Genomic DNA, 16,497 nt, shown 5'->3' with positions numbered 1-16,497 from the left:
GGTTACAAAAAATGCTTCTTGGTTTACAAAGTGGCCTCTCGTCTTTCAAGTAAGTCATAAACAATATTCACAACTAAGTATAAGCAATTATTTTCTATTAATCAATATTTTTTTATTGTTTATCAATATAATTTTATTGATAAACACGTTTTACCTATCCATATTAACTTCATACAATGAGTTGAGTTGAAGAAAAAATATCTGATTGCAATTGACAGACCGTCAATTGCAATCAGACATAAGGGCACGAGTTTCACTAATTATTAGTGATTATTAACCGTTTTATTCAGATCCTCAATTAAGCTTGCAACATCGATTCCATGAGCCAAAGCTCCTTGTTCAACATTTTCAAATCGGGCTGCCATGCAACCAAAACAATGCATTCCATATTTCTCAAAGACCTGGACAGTTTGTGGGTATTTCTCTACAACATCAGTAATCGATTCAGATCCTGTAATCATAGATGTTAACATCTCCTTTTCGATATAATCATGTTCAATGGTAATGAGATTACAGCAGATAGATAAGTATCTCTTCTTTAATGTAACCGTAACTCAAAATTTAACTAACATCTTATCAGCCAGTTTTTACCTAAAGTTCACTAATCAAACTAAATAGTATAGAAGTTATCAGCTGGGCGTGGCAACAAAAAATACTTATACAATCTTCTTCCTCGAAACTCACTAATTGTGTAAAGCCTTAAGACATTGAAACAACTCATACATTGATCGAATAGTTGCATCTGCCAAAGAAGTTCTTGAGGACAAGTTCTTTTGATACAGTATCGTCTTCATCCCAGTCATTTTCGCTGGTATAATATCCTTTTCATAATCATTTCCGACCATTACACATTGTTCCGGTCTAACTGCAATTCTATCAACAATTTCTCGAAAAAACTTTGGACTTGGTTTAGCAGAACCGAGTTCCTTAGAAGTGTATAGAAAATCAAAATATCCCCTAATATCAACCCTTTCAAGTGCCTGAGCCATAAGCATTGCGTCTGAATCCCCTGCATTTGAAGCAATACATATGGAAAAGAGTCTATGAATTTCTGGTAGCGATTCCGCAAGACCTTCCGTGACTTCAACTTGAGGCCAAAAGACCATTGGTCCCCTGAATTGAGAAAAATCACGCATCACAGTGTCACCCCAATCAAAAATCACAACCCGTTTATGCATGGATCAACAATCCCTCCAAATATACTTTCAATCGTTCTCCCTCCGCATTGTACTGTAATCATCTCATAACTTTCTCGCGAAATAAGGGGAAACTTGTCAAGGAAACAAAAAGCCACCTTTCTGGTTCGTGGTCATCGCAGTTATACAGATCTTGAGTTACCACATATCTCGTAGTATGAAAACGTTAAAAAGCGTGAAATAAATCACGCTTTTTAACATCTAGCTATTTTTAAGTTCATGGCCATTTTTATGGTTTTTCTAAATTCACATGTATTTTAGGCAAAAAGAGAAAGGCCCGAAGGCCTTGAATTTACTGTGGTGGGCGAGGGGGGACTTGAACCCCCACATACTCACATATATCGGATTTTGAGACCGACGCGTCTGCCATTCCGCCACTCGCCCATATATAATTCCGTCAGATGAATCATGACGGCCTAGTTATAATAACATTAATCCCAAGACTAAGTCAAGTCTTTTGTTAAATTTATATCAGCTGTTTCATGAAAAAATCCGATGGTCCGTAGCTTCTCATATCGCTTCTCGCGAAGCACCTCTGGACTTTCCGAACGCAGTCGAATCAAATACTTCGATATGACCTGGGACAATTCATCAGCAGTTTGGTTCAGATTATTGTGAGCGCCACCTTGAGACTCCCGTACCAATTCGTCCGCTACCCCAAGCCTTAATAAATCTTGAGCCGTAAATTTCAAAGCGGCTGCCGCTTCTTTCGCCTTTGTTGTATCCTTCCAGAGAATTGAAGCGCAACTTTCTGGAGCAATTACGGAGTAAAAAGAATTCTCGAGCATTAATAGTACATTGCCCGCCCCTAGAGCGAGTGCACCGCCACTTCCGCCTTCTCCTATCACCGTACTGATCACAGGAACATGATAGCCTGACATCGCAAGCAGGCATCGAGCAATTGCTTCACCCTGACCTCTTTCCTCGGCTCCCAGGTCACAGGCAGCTCCGGGAGTATCAATAAACGTAAGGATCGGACGTCCAAACTTTTCTGCTTGATCCATTAATCGTACCGCTTTGCGATAGCCTTCCGGATGTGGCATGCCAAAGTTGCGTTTAATATTTTCCTTCGTATCCTTACCCTTAACCTGGGCAATTACGGTCACAACAATTCCGTGAAAAAGTGCTATTCCTCCAGCAACAGAGCGATCATCCGCGAAAAGCCGGTCCCCTTTAAGTTCTGTGAAGTCTTCAAACAACAGGGGAGCATAATCATAAAAGTTAGGTCGCTCTGAGTGACGAGCAATTTGAACTTTCTGCCAGGGCTCAAGATTACCATAAATTTCCTTTTTTAAGAGTGCCACTTTTTTTTCAAGGGTGGCTACTTCTTGAGAAAGGTCAATCCCCTTGTCCGCGGAAAACTTCTGGATTTCTGCAATTCTAACTACTAGTTCCGCAATTGGTTTTTCAAATTCAAACAGTTGCGCCATACTGAGCCCCTTCCTGATGGTACCGTAGTAAACGTGCTAAAACGGACCGCATCTGAGTACGCGCCACGATCAGATCAATTAAGCCATGTTCCTGGTTAAACTCAGCCGTTTGTGCTCCCTTAGGGAGTTCTTGCCTCATCGTTTGTTTGATGACACGCGGTCCTGTAAACCCAATTAAAGCATTAGGTTCAGAAATCATAATGTCCCCCAGTGAAGCATAGCTGGCTGTCACCCCACCAAACGTGGGATCTGTAAGCACGGAAATATATAATAGGCGGTTCTCTGCCAGTTTTCCTAAAGCCGCACTCGTTTTGGCCATTTGGTAGAGAGAAAGAATCCCTTCTTGCATCCTGGCACCTCCGGAAGTAGAAAAAATAACCACCGGCAACCTTAACTCAATCGCCCGTTCAATCGCCCGGGCAATTTTTTCTCCCACGACAGAACCCATACTGCCCATCATAAAACTCGCTTCATTAATAGCTACTACAAAGGGAATATCCTCAATCCTGGCACGACCCGTGAGTATTCCTTCTGTCATGCCTGATTTCTCCTGGGCTTCAATGAGCTTTTCTTCATAGCCGGGAAATTCCAAAGAATCCAAAGTTGTTAATTCAGCATCCCACTCTTCAAAACTGTTTTCATCCACCAATAACGCAAGGCGTGCATTGGCGGAAATTCTAAAATGATGCTCACAGGTAGTACAAACTCGCGCGTTTTCCTCGATATCTTTATTGAAGAGAACTTCCCCACATTTTGGGCATTTAACCCAAAGTCCATCAGGTAGTTCTTTTTTACTTATACCAACAACTTCTCCTTGCATAGAAACCTCAGACGGAGTGCGATTCTGCATCTGACCAGATTTTATGGTAACATACTTTGTCTTTCTGAATATATCCTTAAACATAGTTAGCTCCCCATAGCGCCAGTGATAATTTCATGCGCCTCTTCAGCTTCAGATTCCGGTACAAGAATTTCGACTGAAGCATGTTCACCAAGATGTGCCGAGCCAATCGGACGAAGCTGGACAAGCATCCCTTCATCCGTAAGGATTTTCTTATACTTCTCTGCGATTAATTTATTGGGAGCAATATAAATGACCGTCCACATTTTTGAAAATCCCCCTTTTTAAATCGATTTATGATACCATAGCCCTTCTAATTGTGCAACAAAGGGGTATTCTAATCCTCCATATTAGAGTCTGATCGAAGACTAGAATACTTTGCGATAAGCGCCTTCTCTACATGTACGGGTACAAAATCAGAGACCCCGGCATGTAAACTGGAAGCCCATTTAATGGCACTTGAACTGATAAAGGAGTATTCGCTTTGGGTCATAAGGAAAATTGTTTCCACATCGGGGGCAATCTTTTTGTTCATTAAGGCCAATTGGAATTCATATTCAAAATCGGATAAGGCTCGGAGCCCTCGAATTATGGCGATGGCTCCGCATTGGCGAGCAAACTCAACTGTCAACCCTTCAAAAACACGAACACTGACATTAGGCATATCTTTGGTTGATTCCGTGAGAAGTTCCATTCTCTCACCCAATGTAAACAAGGGAGTCTTATTACTATCGGCAGCAACGGCAATAATCAAGCCATCGAATAGCTCTTTAGCTCGAACTAATATATCAAGATGTCCTTTAGTTACTGGGTCGAATGTTCCTGGATATATTGCAATACGCACACTTTATCACCTTTTCATTTAGGATGTTTTGATGGTTTTCGCCTTAAAAGCTGGGATTCCTGCAAGGTAAGCCCCTTTAGGCAAAATATTTAGCTGGTCGCCAGACCACATTCTGTTGATCCATCACTTCCCAAAGTGCGTTTGTCAGTTCATCTCTATCATTAACCCAAAATTTCCGTTTTCCTTCAAGGGTTTTTTGACTATCCTCAAAGTAGAAATATACCGGTTGGCTGCCGGGAAAACGTTGTAAGATACTCAATACGGTTTGCATTAAATCACTTTCTTCGTTAGAGAATCTTAAAAAGAGTCGCTTCACTGTAGCTTGTGACGAGTTGCTTCTTGTAATGGAGATTGGAACTTCTTCGGAAATTGTGGCTGGTCTAGTCGGTTTATTATTTCCTGAAGGTTTTAGGTCCTCTATTTTAGTAATTTTCTCAGCAAAAATCTTCTTTTCGTCGTCTCGAATGTTATATCGTCCTGACAGAACAATCACATCGTCGTTAGCAAAAGTATTAGTCTGAGCATAAACACGTGGAAAGACCAACACCTCAATTCCGCTCGTTAAGTCTTCCAGAACAAAGCTGGCCATCATTTCCCCTTTTTTAGTAACATTCTGCCGAAAACCAGTCACTAATCCACCAAGCGCAACTTTCTTCTCTTCCTCCCCTTCCAGGCAAGTTAAGATATCTGAAGAAATATAATCCTTCAGTTGAGGTAAAACAGAAGATAGCGGGTGTCCACTTAAGTAGAGTCCGAGATACTCCTTTTCCATGTCCAAGATCTCTCGTTCTTTAAAATCCGGAAGCAGAGGCAGAGTAATTCCTTCATCCATCTCTTCATCCAAATCGAAAAACGAGAATTGCCCTGAAAGTCGATCTTTTTGCCGACGGCCAGTCGTCTCTAGTACTTGATCGATGACTGCCAGAGCTTGTGCTCGTGTACAAATTGATCCAAAGGCACCCGAACGCACTAAGCTTTCCAGAACACGGCGATTCAAGACCTTTTGGTCGACACGCAGGCAAAAATCATCGAGAGATTTAAAAGGGCCATCCTTCCTAGCATCTAATATCTTCTCCACAACATTAACGCCGACGTTACGAATGGCACCAAAGCCAAAGCGGATCGCTTTCTCCTCAATAGAAAATCCGACTTGACTATATTGAACATCTGGAGGAAGCACCTGAATCCCACCGGTTCGAGCATCTTGAATATAAAACGATATTTTATCCGACGAGCCCATCACTGTACTTAAAAGAGCCGCCATAAATTCTAATGGATAATTTGCTTTTAAATAAGCCGTTTGATACGAAATCACGGCATAAGCTGTTGCATGCCCTTTATTAAAGCCATATTCTGCGAACTTAGCCATTAAGTCAAAGATTTCTTCTGCATCTTTGAGCGTCAAGCCAATGCGCAGTGCCCCCGGAATAATCCATGTTCCATCAGTATCTTGCAATCCATGGATGAAATTTTGCCGTTCCTCTGCCATGATTTCTTTCTTCTTTTTCCCCATCGCCCGGCGTAGCAAATCCGCTCGTCCCAGAGAGTAGCCCCCCAGATCCCGGGCAATCTGCATGACTTGTTCCTGATATACAATAATCCCGTAGGTCGATTTAAGGATCGGCTCTAACTTTGGATGCAGATAAGTAATGTTGCCTCCGCGTTTTCGGCGGATAAATTCTGGGATTTGTTCCATTGGACCAGGCCGGTATAAGGCTACGACAGCGATAATATCCTCGAAGCATGTTGGTTTGAGATCCTTTAGAATCGTGCGCATCCCGCCGCTTTCCAGCTGAAAAATCCCCGTACTATTTCCCGACGCCAAAAGCTCATAGGTCTTGGGATCATCTAAGGTTAAAGTTGCTAAATCAAGCTTTAAGCCATGGATCTCTTCAATCCGAAGCACAGCCTCTTGTAAAATTGTCAGATTTCTCAAACCCAGAAAATCCATTTTTAGGAGCCCGATTTCCTCAACTGCCTTCATGGGAAACTGAGTCATGACAAAGTCTTCTGACGTCCTCTGGAGTGGCAAATAATTCATAAGAGGATCTTTAGAGATCACGACCCCTGCAGCATGGGTAGATGCATGTCGGGTCATTCCCTCGAGTGACTTGGCCAAAGTATAGAGTCTTTTTATTTCTTCATCTTCTTCTACCATTCGGGCCAAATCAGGAGATACATCTAAAGCCTTCTCTAACGTCATTCCCAGATCCGAAGGAATAGTTTTGGCTACTTTATCGACTCGAAACAAGGGGATAGCCAACACTCTTCCCCCATCTCGGATAGCCGCTTTGGCCCCCATAGTTCCAAAGGTGATAATCTGACATACCTTATCAGCGCCATATTTTTGGGTAACATAGCGGATGACACGTTCCCGGCCTTCCGGGTCAAAATCTATATCAATATCCGGCATTGAGATACGTTCAGGATTCAAAAAACGTTCAAACAGCAGATCAAAGCGCAAGGGTTCAACCGATGTTATCCCTAGTAAGTATGCCACCATACTCGCAGCCGCAGATCCTCGTCCCGGGCCGACGACCACGCCATTATCCCTGGCAAAACGGCAAAAATCTGCCACGATCAAAAAATATCCGGAAAAGCCTGTTTGGAAAATGACTTGAAGTTCGTAATCTAATCGTTCACGTTCCCGCTCTGTCATTTGAGGATAGAAACGTGGAAAGGCCTTGCGGCATTCTGCCTCTAGATAGTCATCTAAGGTATATCCTGGGGGAACCTCGAACACGGGTAAAAAATTATCCCCAAAATGAAAATCCATGTGACAACGTTCCGCGATCAGAGACGTGTTCGTCAACACTTCCGGGTGTTCCCCAAAGAGCAGAGACATCTCCTGTTCAGATTTAAGGAAGAACTCCTGACTGGAAAAACGCATTCGCGCTGTATCATCTAAGGTCTTACCGGTTTGAATACAGAGCAGAGCGTCTTGTACGAACGCATCCTCACGTTTAACATAGTGCACATCATTTGTAGCCACCATCGGAATCCCTGTACGCTCGTGAATCTTCCACATTCCTATAATGACTTTGCGCTGTTCTTCTATCCCATGATCTTGGATTTCCAGAAAGAAATTCCCTTTACCGAAAATATCTTCATACTCAAGGGCGCTTTGAACAGCCATTTCCAATTGTTCCTGCACTAAGTGCACAGCGACTTCTCCAGCCAAACACGCACTTAGCGCAATGATCCCTTCCGAATGCTTGCGAAGAATTTCTTTATCTACTCGAGGTTTATAATAGAAACCTTCGATATGAGCCATAGAAACTAATTTGATCAAGTTGCGATACCCTTGCTCATTTTCGGCAAGTAAAACCAAGTGATAATTCGCGTCGTCTTTCCCTTGTATCTTATCAGTCCTCTTATTAGGGGCTACATAAACCTCACACCCTATAATCGGTTTGATTCCGGCTTGCTTACAGGCCTTATAGAAGTCGATAACCCCGTACATGACTCCATGATCCGTGATAGCCAAAGCCGACATTTCTAATTCCACTGCACGCTGGACTAAGTTTTTGATTCGTGCTGCTCCGTCAAGGAGACTAAATTCTGTATGATTATGCAAGTGAACAAAGCCACACCTATTCTGAGACATTTGAGCCATTATAAGGATTCACCTGCCTTCCTTAGAAAGCCCCCTCGTCCACTGGATGAGGGGGCTTTGCCAAATTAATAGACTGTTTCGCTAACCAATTTCTTATCCCCTATCCTGGCAGTCATTAAACCTTTGGCAACCATAGCATTATTAGCCGTCACTTCTACCTCAATATTGCAATGTTTCTTGGCAACTAATAATAGCCTTGCTGTGACCTTAATTTCAGTTCCGACTGCAATAGGCTGCAACTGGTACAGGGTAAAATTTTCGGTAATCGCATTAAGTCGGTACTTCTTGCGCAGTCCAATATAGCCGGCCATATTCATAACCGTCACGATAACCCCGCAACTGGCAGAACCGTAGTCATCACTCATGGCATTGGTAATTTCCCCTTCAATTGTGAGATGCTCTGCATCATCGACAAATCGGAATCCGCTTAGCACAAGATTATCGACTGTTTCTCCAAACTGTGGTTGTTTCTGAACTTGCTGGTAAGCCTCAATGACATCTTGTAAGCTAATAATGCCGATCAATTTTCCCTGATCTGCAACGATAGCTATTTCCCACCCTTCCCAAACCATAATTCGGGAGATATGGGTTACAGGATCATCTCGACCGACAAGAAAAGCATTAGGATTCATAACCTCTTTGATAGGTGTCTTGACCTCAGCTCCAGCGACATCCACAGCGGTAACGATTCCGACCAGATTCATTTCCTCATCAACAACAGGAAAACGGCTGTGGTCCGTGTTTTGAGATAGTTTTCTCCAATCGTCGACTGTAGCATCTGCAGTTAGATAGCTCACATCTTTAACCATAATATCTTCGACTAAAATGAGTTCTTTCTGAATCAATCGATCATAGAGGGCACGGTTAATCATTGAAGTGACCGCAAATGTATCATAAGGAGACTGAATAATCACTAATTCATTATTTCGTGCTAAAGCTATAACCTCTTCATCAGGTTCAAATCCTCCGGTAATTAACAGTGATGTATGATGATTTAAAGCAACAATCTGAGCGTCATGACGGTTTCCGACAATACACAATGCACCCTCTTCTAAGTAGCGCACCATGGTATTTAACTCCATTGCGGCAATTACGAACTTATTAGGGGAGCGATCGAGATGTGCAAAGCCGCAAATAACAACACCTTCTGCAATCTGAGAAACTTCACGCAATGTCAAATCCTCGATTTGCCTCTCTTTGACTCCTTCAATTCGAATCGTTCCAACCTTAGGAATCGAACGGACAAATCCTTTAGCCTCTGCCTCTTTTATAGCCCGATAAGCTGTTCCTTCACTGACGTCCAGCTCTTTAGCAATGAACCGAACTGAAACTTTACTGCCAATTGCCAGATCTTCAATAAAGGTTAAAATTTGTTGATGCTTTGTCAACTGTATACGCTCCCAACTATTACTATATCGGACTATTATTATATCACATGAATTATTATTCAACTATGTTTTAGAGGAATCTTCTAACCATCTTTTCGTCGCCTTTGAGTCATAAGTCCTCCGATTCTCCCTGCATCCTTAGCACTCAAAGAATGCCATCCGTTATTGTGTATCTGTTCGATTAATCCCAACTCCGCCGCGATCTCCATTTTCAGAGGTTCTAAAGGATCTATTCGCCTTACCTTTGGTTTTTGCTGCTTCATGCTTAGATCCTCCCCCTGCTCATGAGGTTAAACCCCTCTTCATAATGAGGGCAATTTGGTCCACGTTCACCTATAATATGTTCCAACCGACAACGACCTTCAATCCCATAAAGACAATGCATGGCACATAATTTTCTTGTCATTTAAATTCATCTCCTCGACTATAATGATCTCTCCCCACATTTAAGTTTGACCATTTTTGCATAAAAATATCCCACTTGAGAATCAAGTGGGATTGATTGATTTTAACTATGTTTTAAACTTCGTATGATTCACCCGGACTTAGTGCCTTGCCTTGGCTTTCCGGCACTCTGCGCTGCAGGAGATGTAAGAACTCTCCAGCATCTTGGGCAATCAATGGGAATGTATTATAGTGCATGGGAATAACCACTTTAGGGCGCAATAATTGGGACGCATGAACCGCTTCTTCTACCCCCATGACGAAATTATCACCGATTGGGAGCATAGCAACCTCGATAGGATAACGACGGCCGATAAGTTCCATATCCCCGAACAATCCTGTATCCCCTGCATGATAAAGCCATTTTCCCTCCATCTGAAGCAAGAATCCGCAGGCTAACCCCCCATAGATCATATGCTCGTCGTTGGGACTTTGTATCCCAGATCCATGTAATGCAAGAGTAAGTTTAATCAATCCAAAGGAAAACAGATGCTTTCCTCCAATATGCATAGCGTGGGTCTTAGCCCCCTGGCTCTGGCAATAACTCGCCAACTCAAAAACAGCAATGATCGGAGCTCCGGTCTGCTTAGACAAATGTATTGCATCCCCTAAATGATCACTATGCCCATGAGTGACAAGAATCGCATCAAGATGAGTAAAATCTGAGGGTCTAGCCGTTGCGCTTGGATTACCTGTTAAAAAAGGATCTATAAGGATTCTTCCTGTTTCCCCTACAATTTCAAAGCAAGCATGTCCATGGAAATGAATACGCATACATGAGAAACCTCCTATTTTTTTACCGTTTGATGTACGTTTGCAGTACTTCCCAAAATTGAGGATAACTAAGGTTCATTTCCCAAAGTGCAACACCGCGTATGCCTTTCTGCGTTGCAAGCTCCAGTTTCTCTCTTAAGCTCCTTGGATCTTCAAAATATACTGTGTGGCGAACTCTTCTAGTCTCGTATCGGAAATACGTGCTGTGTTGCCTTGCATCCCATTGTAACGGAGCACCGTATCGACGTGCAAGCTCTGTAGCCCGTTGATAACCAATAACTTTCCCTGTACCGTCCTCTGGCCAATCATACCCATACATTGGAATTCCCATATAGATTTTGTCACGTGGAATATTGGCTATGGCATAATCTAAAACTTGAGTGACCCAAGGAATTGAGGCTACCGATCCTGGTTCGCTTTGCGACCAATGTTCTTCGTAAGTCATTAGAATTACTTCATCGACAGCTCGCCCAATTGGTCTATAATCAAACGACCCCCTCCAAGCGTTCAGAGGGTCACTCGAAGTTTTAGCGGGTACATCTATTGATACCACGAAATTTGCTTCTTTAAACATGGCGGACCAAGTTTGAATTAATTGACTAAAAAGCGGACGATCTGCAGGAGCCGCTTTTTCTAAATCAAGATTTACTCCATCCATTTGATACTCAACTAAAACATTACGTATGTTTCTCCAAACTAGGTTGGCAAATTCTTGTTCTCGTACTAAACGTCCCATCAAAGCTGTAGAAAACTGACCCTGCCGAGTTAAATTGCTAATGACTAAATACACCTTAATCCCCATGGTATGGGCCTCTTCAATAAGTTGCCGACTTGGACGCCCAAGGATTGCTCCATTACTCTGAATAGACACCTCAAAAATTGCCAGTTCCTGTATGCCGTTCCCGTAACGTTTTAAATAAGGGTAACCCTTTGTTTGCTCCGTTAAGCCATTATAAAAGGCAAACACATTTAATGGCATACTTATACCCCCTTTCCGACCATCATATGCATGGAGGGAAAAAGAAGTGTAGCAGGCACCTAATGGCAAAGGCCATATTTTAGTATTTCTAGATGAAATTCACTTAGACTGTCGACGAGCAAATACTGCCAGTTTTTCAGTTCGGCGCATTAAAATAGTGATTAGTATCGCAAAAACTACAAAGAGAACTACAAAGGCACTAATCCATTGTCCCTTTGCTCCAAGTACGGCAGCAACCCCAAAGCAAGCACTAATTCCATACATTAAAAATACAGCTTGCCTTTGAGTAAACCCAGCATCGAGTAAACGATGGTGCAGATGCCCTCGATCAGCCATGGCAATAGATTGCCCGCGCAGTTTTCGCCGTATAATGGCAAAAGTCAGGTCTGTGACCGGCATACCCAAAACTAGGAGCGGAAAAACCAAACCAAGAATTGTTGCAGTTTTAAGGAGGCCCATGATGGAAATCCCTCCAATAATATACCCTAGAAACATACTTCCCGAATCCCCCATGAAAACACGCGCTGGGGGGAAATTGAAAAACAGAAAACCGAGAAGCGCTCCGGCTAAAGCTAAGGTAAGATGAGCGGCTGGAAATTGATTAATCCCGTCCGCCGACCAAAACAGCAGAATAGCAACGATAAAACATATGCCGGCAGCCAGTCCATCCAATCCATCAGAAACATTCACTGTATTCACCAATCCGACGACCCAAAATAGCATTAATATGACGCCGACAGCACTTAGTCCAAAGGTTTCAAATTTTAGTGGTTCGTCGAGAAACGGAATGGAAATGAAATTCATAGAAAAATCAAAGAAGATCAGCACTGCCGCTGCAGCGATTTGCCAATATAGCTTATGCAAAGGGCGAATTTCACGGATATCATCCCATATACCAACCCCTACAATGATGGTACTTCCAATAAATAAGCCCCAGATATTTTCACTCCAAGCTTGTGTCACCAAAGCAGTAATCCAAAAAGCCACATACAGTGCCAAGCCGCCAAGACGCGGAATTGGTCGACTGTGAATATGTCGCCCGCCCGGATAGGCAATTGCCCCCCAACGTTTCGCCAGTTTCATAGAAAATGGCGTAGCAATTACTGCAATCACTAAGGCCATCAAAAATGTCAACCAATATCCATTCATCATGATTGTTCTTCAACCGCCTTTGCATTGGGTTTTGTTAACATGTGCTTTGCCCCTTTCTAGACAAGGTTCGGAAAATCCCATTGGCGTAACACTTCGTAAACGATAACAGCCACAGAATTTGATAGATTTAATGAACGAGCATCCGCACGCATCGGCAATCGCAGTGCCGTTTCTGGATAGCGCCCAATAATTTCAGGAGCCAGTCCTTTGGTTTCCTTCCCAAATAGAAGGTATCCTCCTAATTCATAGGAAATGTCCGTATAAGATCGTCCACCTTTAGTGGTTGCTAAATAACGAGGACCAACAGGGTTCTTTTCTTCAAACTCCGCAAAATTTTCATAAATATAAATATCTAAAAGATGCCAGTAGTCTAGACCGGCACGTTTTAGTTGTTTGTCATCAATGCTAAAACCTAATGGTTTTACTAGATGAAGTGCAGCTCCCGTCGCTGCACAAAGCCGTGCCACATTTCCTGTATTCGGTGGAATTTCCGGTTCAACTAAGACAATATTCAGTCGCTTCTTCAAGAATACGGGCCCCTTTCAATGACATCCTGCACAATTCCCACTACACCCTGGCGAACAGTTGCCGCTCCCGGCCCCTCCACGGACTCCCAGACTTGCAAATCCTGAGATGTGTTTTATCAGCCCTGTGTTTCCACATTCCTCACACCTGAGTTGCTCCCCTTTTTCTCCTATTTTACACAATTCCGTGGTGATACCCCCACAGCCCGGACATCCGAATTCATAGATTGGCATATAATGACTCCTCTCAGCTATGAACCATCAAATTGATTAAGCAAGGTTATTATTCTATCCCAGACTATTATAACCTGAAATTCTGACAAACCCAACCTAATCTTATCGAAACTTGTCACTCAAGCAATATCCTTTAAATTACTTAACTAAAAATTAGGATTATGCCCACAAGTATAAGTAACAAACCTACAGCAGCTCCCCCTTCTCCTAGAACATCTATGATAAACATTAACATCTTAACCCAAGATGTTTCGACCCTATACCCTTTTATATTTTTAACCGTATACCCTATGAATCCTGTCCTATGCAAATCAGAATTATCCCACCGATTGCCTTCATGCTAAACACCGCCATTGCAGAGATTTTAATAAAACAAACGGACTTTCCCTTATGTGCTTAATCTACTCATTATCTTGCCCCAAATTCAATTACGGGACCTCTATCAGCTTCGCCATGAGAACATATTATTAAAAATGGGCATGAAAATAGTGACAGATGATACAGACAATTAAGAAAGATATTTTGTATACATACAGGAAAAGTCTAGATGTTTTGTCTCGTTTTTGGTAAAGTTAATACCATCCTAAAAAGGATTACCATGGCACGAAATTGTCCTCCTAATTTTGATCTTTTATAAGGATAAAATGCGTGTTATGATGTGTTATATAATAAGAGGAGTGGATTTTATGTTCAGTGAAAAGGATCGCAGACTGCTCAAACTCATTTCCGAAGATTGTAGACTTAAGCCTGAAGAGCTTTCTGTTCAAACCGGATTGTCACCAGAATACATCACGAAACGTATTCAAGATTGGGAAAACGAAAAAGTAATCGTCGGCTATCAACCCATGATCAACTGGGACAGGACCGGCGATGAAAAGGTATCTGCTCTGATTGAAGTGAAAGTCTTGCCCCAACGGGGCTATGGCTTTGATAAGATCGCCAAACGTTTGCAGAAATATCCTGAGATCAAAGCACTTTTTTTGATGTCCGGAGGATATGACTTATCCCTGCTTATCGAAGGTAAAACCATGCAAGATGTCGCCCTTTTTGTGGCTGAAAAGTTGGCCTCTCTTGAACATGTTCAGAGTACAGCGACCCACTTTGTGCTTCGCCGCTATAAGCAAGACGGAATAGAGCTTATGGGCGAAGAAGAGACCCTCCAACGTCTGGTGGTGTCACCATGAATAATTATCTGGCCACCCATGTTGCAACCCTTCCCCCCTCGGGAATCCGAAAGTTCTTTGACCTTGTCGCGACTATGAAAGATGTCATTTCATTAGGGGTTGGAGAACCGGACTTTGTCACTCCTTGGACAGTCAGAGAAAGTGGCATCTTTTCTCTGGAAGAAGGACAGACCATGTATACCAGTAACGCAGGTCTTTTTGAGTTGCGTGATGAGTTGTCCCACCATCTGAATAAAACCTTGAATCTTTCCTACGACCCTCATCATGAGATTCTCATCACCTCTGGAGCGAGCGAGGCCGTCGACCTCGTAATGCGAGCTGTACTGGGACCAGGGGATGTTGTCTTAGTTCCCGATCCGTCCTACGTATCCTATGCTCCCTGTGCCATATTGGCAGGAGCAAGCGTCAGCTACGTTCCTACTTATGCCAAGGAAAATTTCCGCATGCGCGTAGAAGACTTAGCAAGAGCCTACACTCCGAAAGCTAAGCTCTTAGTTCTCTCCTATCCGAATAACCCTACCGGAGCAATTATGAATCGCGAGGATTTACTTCCCATTGCCGATTTCGTAAATGAGCACGACCTTCTGGTCCTTGCCGATGATATCTATTCCGACCTCACCTACGACGAGACACATGTCTCCTTTGCCAGCTTACCCGGAATGCGGGACCGTACTCTCTTTGTGAGTGGATTCTCAAAATCATATGCCATGACCGGTTGGAGAATTGGATACGTTGCCGGTCATGCTGATCTGGTTCAAGGAATGACTAAGATTCATCAGTACACAATGCTTTGTGCTCCCATCATGGGGCAATTTGCCGCCATAGAAGCATTGCGGTCTGCCAATGAGGCTAAAAACGATATGGTCACAGCCTATGACAGGCGACGACGTCTTATGGTTCACGGCTTTCGACAGATGGGCCTCGATTGTTTCGAACCCTTAGGTGCCTTTTATGTCTTCCCCGATATCTCTAAAACAAAATTATCTTCAGAAGAATTTGCTGAACAACTCTTAATAGAAGAGCAAGTAGCTGTCGTTCCGGGAACTGCATTTGGTCCTTCCGGAGAAGGCCATATTCGTTGTTCTTACGCATATTCCATGGAGCAACTTCAGGAAGCCCTTAAACGCATTTCCCATTTTGTAGAGCGTAGATTAGCTAATCTATAACATTTGAGGGTCTGAATATAATTCTGACTATAATTAAGGCATACTGTCCTCTAACTAAAATGGGTCCTATGTCAAGGACAATATTAAAACGTCTAAATAAGAATACCCTCATGTCATTATTATGATATGAGGGTATTCTCTATATTTTCACTGGATAAACTGGTTTTTCAAATAAAGATCATTATTGATTTGGTCCCTAGCTCAAATTCGCCAGCGCTGGCGAATTTGACCCACTACCAGTCCTTTCTCCTTCTGGGGATTCCTGAAGATGAGCGGGAGAAATTTATCTCGCGTCATGATGTTGAAGATATGACCACCCGGGAGCTGGGTTATCCCACCCTTAATTTAGACGGCTTCAAGTTGCAAAAACCGGAATACATGTAACTACTAAAGATAGTAATCTCAAGACAATAAAAGGGATATTTAAAATAATCGTTTTAGCTTTTTTCCTGATTCTATTTTTAATGAACATCCCTTTTCAATGATTTTAAGCTCATTACAATACCTATTACAAAAGTAACCAATAAAGTAAAAGTTCCCAGTGGGTAATTAATGAATGATCTCCCCCCCTCGTGAGGGCTGAAAATCACTGGGATAGTCCAAGGGAAAATTGTATTAAAAGGTGTATTAAGTATAATAAGGTTTAAAACCATCGCACAGATTCCAAGGATAACCCCCTGAGTTAGAATAGTTGTCATGGACCTCCGAGAGAAGTATAGTGAGTT

Annotated in this window: 17 protein-coding genes, 1 tRNA gene and 1 pseudogene; 3 read left to right on the top strand and 16 right to left on the bottom strand. The window is 42.6% G+C overall.

Going from position 1 to position 16,497, the window contains the following annotated elements; translation table 11 throughout:
• Positions 1–263: 263 nt before the first annotated feature.
• From LJE72_RS25010 to LJE72_RS24935, 16 genes are all read right to left on the bottom strand, one after another.
• On the bottom strand, positions 264–461 hold the full coding sequence (locus LJE72_RS25010) for a DUF1858 domain-containing protein (RefSeq protein WP_073031784.1): 198 nt from the start codon (positions 459–461) through the stop codon (positions 264–266).
• A gap of 222 nt (positions 462–683) precedes the next feature.
• Complete coding sequence (locus LJE72_RS25005) at positions 684–1,178, bottom strand: HAD family hydrolase (protein ID WP_229250801.1); 495 nt, start codon at positions 1,176–1,178, stop codon at positions 684–686.
• Between the two features lie 316 nt (positions 1,179–1,494).
• Positions 1,495–1,580: transfer RNA gene (locus tag LJE72_RS25000), tRNA-Leu, on the bottom strand.
• A 59-nt stretch (positions 1,581–1,639) separates the two neighbouring features.
• On the bottom strand, positions 1,640–2,626 hold the full coding sequence (locus LJE72_RS24995; protein ID WP_229250800.1) for an acetyl-CoA carboxylase carboxyltransferase subunit alpha: 987 nt from the start codon (positions 2,624–2,626) through the stop codon (positions 1,640–1,642).
• Positions 2,610–3,530, bottom strand: a complete 921-nt coding sequence (gene accD / locus LJE72_RS24990) for an acetyl-CoA carboxylase, carboxyltransferase subunit beta (RefSeq protein ID WP_229250798.1) — start codon at positions 3,528–3,530, stop codon at positions 2,610–2,612. Before accD ends, LJE72_RS24995 begins: the two co-directional genes overlap by 17 nt.
• Positions 3,531–3,532: 2 nt before the next feature.
• The gene (locus LJE72_RS24985; protein ID WP_007784763.1) at positions 3,533–3,733 is read right to left on the bottom strand and encodes a putative signal transducing protein; all 201 of its coding nucleotides are present in this window, start codon (positions 3,731–3,733) and stop codon (positions 3,533–3,535) included.
• 71 nt (positions 3,734–3,804) lie between these two features.
• The gene (gene coaD / locus LJE72_RS24980; protein WP_229250797.1) at positions 3,805–4,311 is read right to left on the bottom strand and encodes a pantetheine-phosphate adenylyltransferase; all 507 of its coding nucleotides are present in this window, start codon (positions 4,309–4,311) and stop codon (positions 3,805–3,807) included.
• 76 nt (positions 4,312–4,387) lie between these two features.
• On the bottom strand, positions 4,388–7,927 hold the full coding sequence (locus tag LJE72_RS24975) for a DNA polymerase III subunit alpha (protein ID WP_229250796.1): 3,540 nt from the start codon (positions 7,925–7,927) through the stop codon (positions 4,388–4,390).
• 65 nt (positions 7,928–7,992) lie between these two features.
• The gene (locus LJE72_RS24970) at positions 7,993–9,321 is read right to left on the bottom strand and encodes a DRTGG domain-containing protein (RefSeq protein ID WP_229250803.1); all 1,329 of its coding nucleotides are present in this window, start codon (positions 9,319–9,321) and stop codon (positions 7,993–7,995) included.
• A gap of 77 nt (positions 9,322–9,398) precedes the next feature.
• The gene (locus LJE72_RS24965; protein ID WP_229250795.1) at positions 9,399–9,578 is read right to left on the bottom strand and encodes a small, acid-soluble spore protein, alpha/beta type; all 180 of its coding nucleotides are present in this window, start codon (positions 9,576–9,578) and stop codon (positions 9,399–9,401) included.
• A 2-nt stretch (positions 9,579–9,580) separates the two neighbouring features.
• A complete protein-coding gene (locus tag LJE72_RS24960) occupies positions 9,581–9,721 on the bottom strand; it encodes a cleavage protein (protein WP_229250793.1) in 141 nt (46 codons plus the stop codon).
• A 113-nt stretch (positions 9,722–9,834) separates the two neighbouring features.
• Entirely contained in the window at positions 9,835–10,533 is a 699-nt protein-coding gene (locus tag LJE72_RS24955; protein WP_229250790.1) for a metal-dependent hydrolase, read from the bottom strand.
• 22 nt (positions 10,534–10,555) lie between these two features.
• On the bottom strand, positions 10,556–11,512 hold the full coding sequence (locus LJE72_RS24950; protein WP_229250788.1) for a glycosyl hydrolase family 18 protein: 957 nt from the start codon (positions 11,510–11,512) through the stop codon (positions 10,556–10,558).
• Between the two features lie 99 nt (positions 11,513–11,611).
• Positions 11,612–12,664 carry a glycosyltransferase family 4 protein gene (locus LJE72_RS24945; protein ID WP_229250786.1) on the bottom strand — a complete coding sequence of 351 codons (1,053 nt, stop codon included), beginning with the start codon at positions 12,662–12,664 and terminating at the stop codon, positions 11,612–11,614.
• Between the two features lie 56 nt (positions 12,665–12,720).
• Positions 12,721–13,191 (bottom strand): tRNA (cytidine(34)-2'-O)-methyltransferase, encoded by a 471-nt coding sequence (locus LJE72_RS24940; RefSeq protein WP_229250784.1) that lies wholly within the window; start codon positions 13,189–13,191, stop codon positions 12,721–12,723.
• A gap of 15 nt (positions 13,192–13,206) precedes the next feature.
• Positions 13,207–13,422: an FmdB family zinc ribbon protein gene (locus LJE72_RS24935; RefSeq protein WP_229250783.1), complete on the bottom strand. Its 216-nt coding sequence runs from the start codon at positions 13,420–13,422 to the stop codon at positions 13,207–13,209.
• Positions 13,423–14,108: 686 nt separating this feature from the next.
• Here LJE72_RS24935 and LJE72_RS24930 point away from each other — a divergent pair.
• The 3 genes and pseudogenes from LJE72_RS24930 to LJE72_RS24920 form a co-directional block, all read left to right on the top strand.
• The gene (locus LJE72_RS24930; RefSeq protein ID WP_229250781.1) at positions 14,109–14,606 is read left to right on the top strand and encodes an Lrp/AsnC family transcriptional regulator; all 498 of its coding nucleotides are present in this window, start codon (positions 14,109–14,111) and stop codon (positions 14,604–14,606) included.
• A complete protein-coding gene (locus LJE72_RS24925; protein WP_229250779.1) occupies positions 14,603–15,772 on the top strand; it encodes an aminotransferase class I/II-fold pyridoxal phosphate-dependent enzyme in 1,170 nt (389 codons plus the stop codon). Before LJE72_RS24930 ends, LJE72_RS24925 begins: the two co-directional genes overlap by 4 nt.
• A gap of 195 nt (positions 15,773–15,967) precedes the next feature.
• Positions 15,968–16,099: pseudogene (locus LJE72_RS24920) on the top strand (DUF3102 domain-containing protein); the annotation flags it as partial.
• Between the last annotated feature and the right edge of the window lie 398 nt (positions 16,100–16,497).

Source organism: Desulfosporosinus shakirovi (genome assembly GCF_020595055.1).
In the GTDB taxonomy this organism is placed as follows: Bacteria; Bacillota; Desulfitobacteriia; order Desulfitobacteriales; family Desulfitobacteriaceae; genus Desulfosporosinus; species Desulfosporosinus shakirovi.
This window is presented reverse-complemented; position numbering and strand designations above follow the sequence as displayed.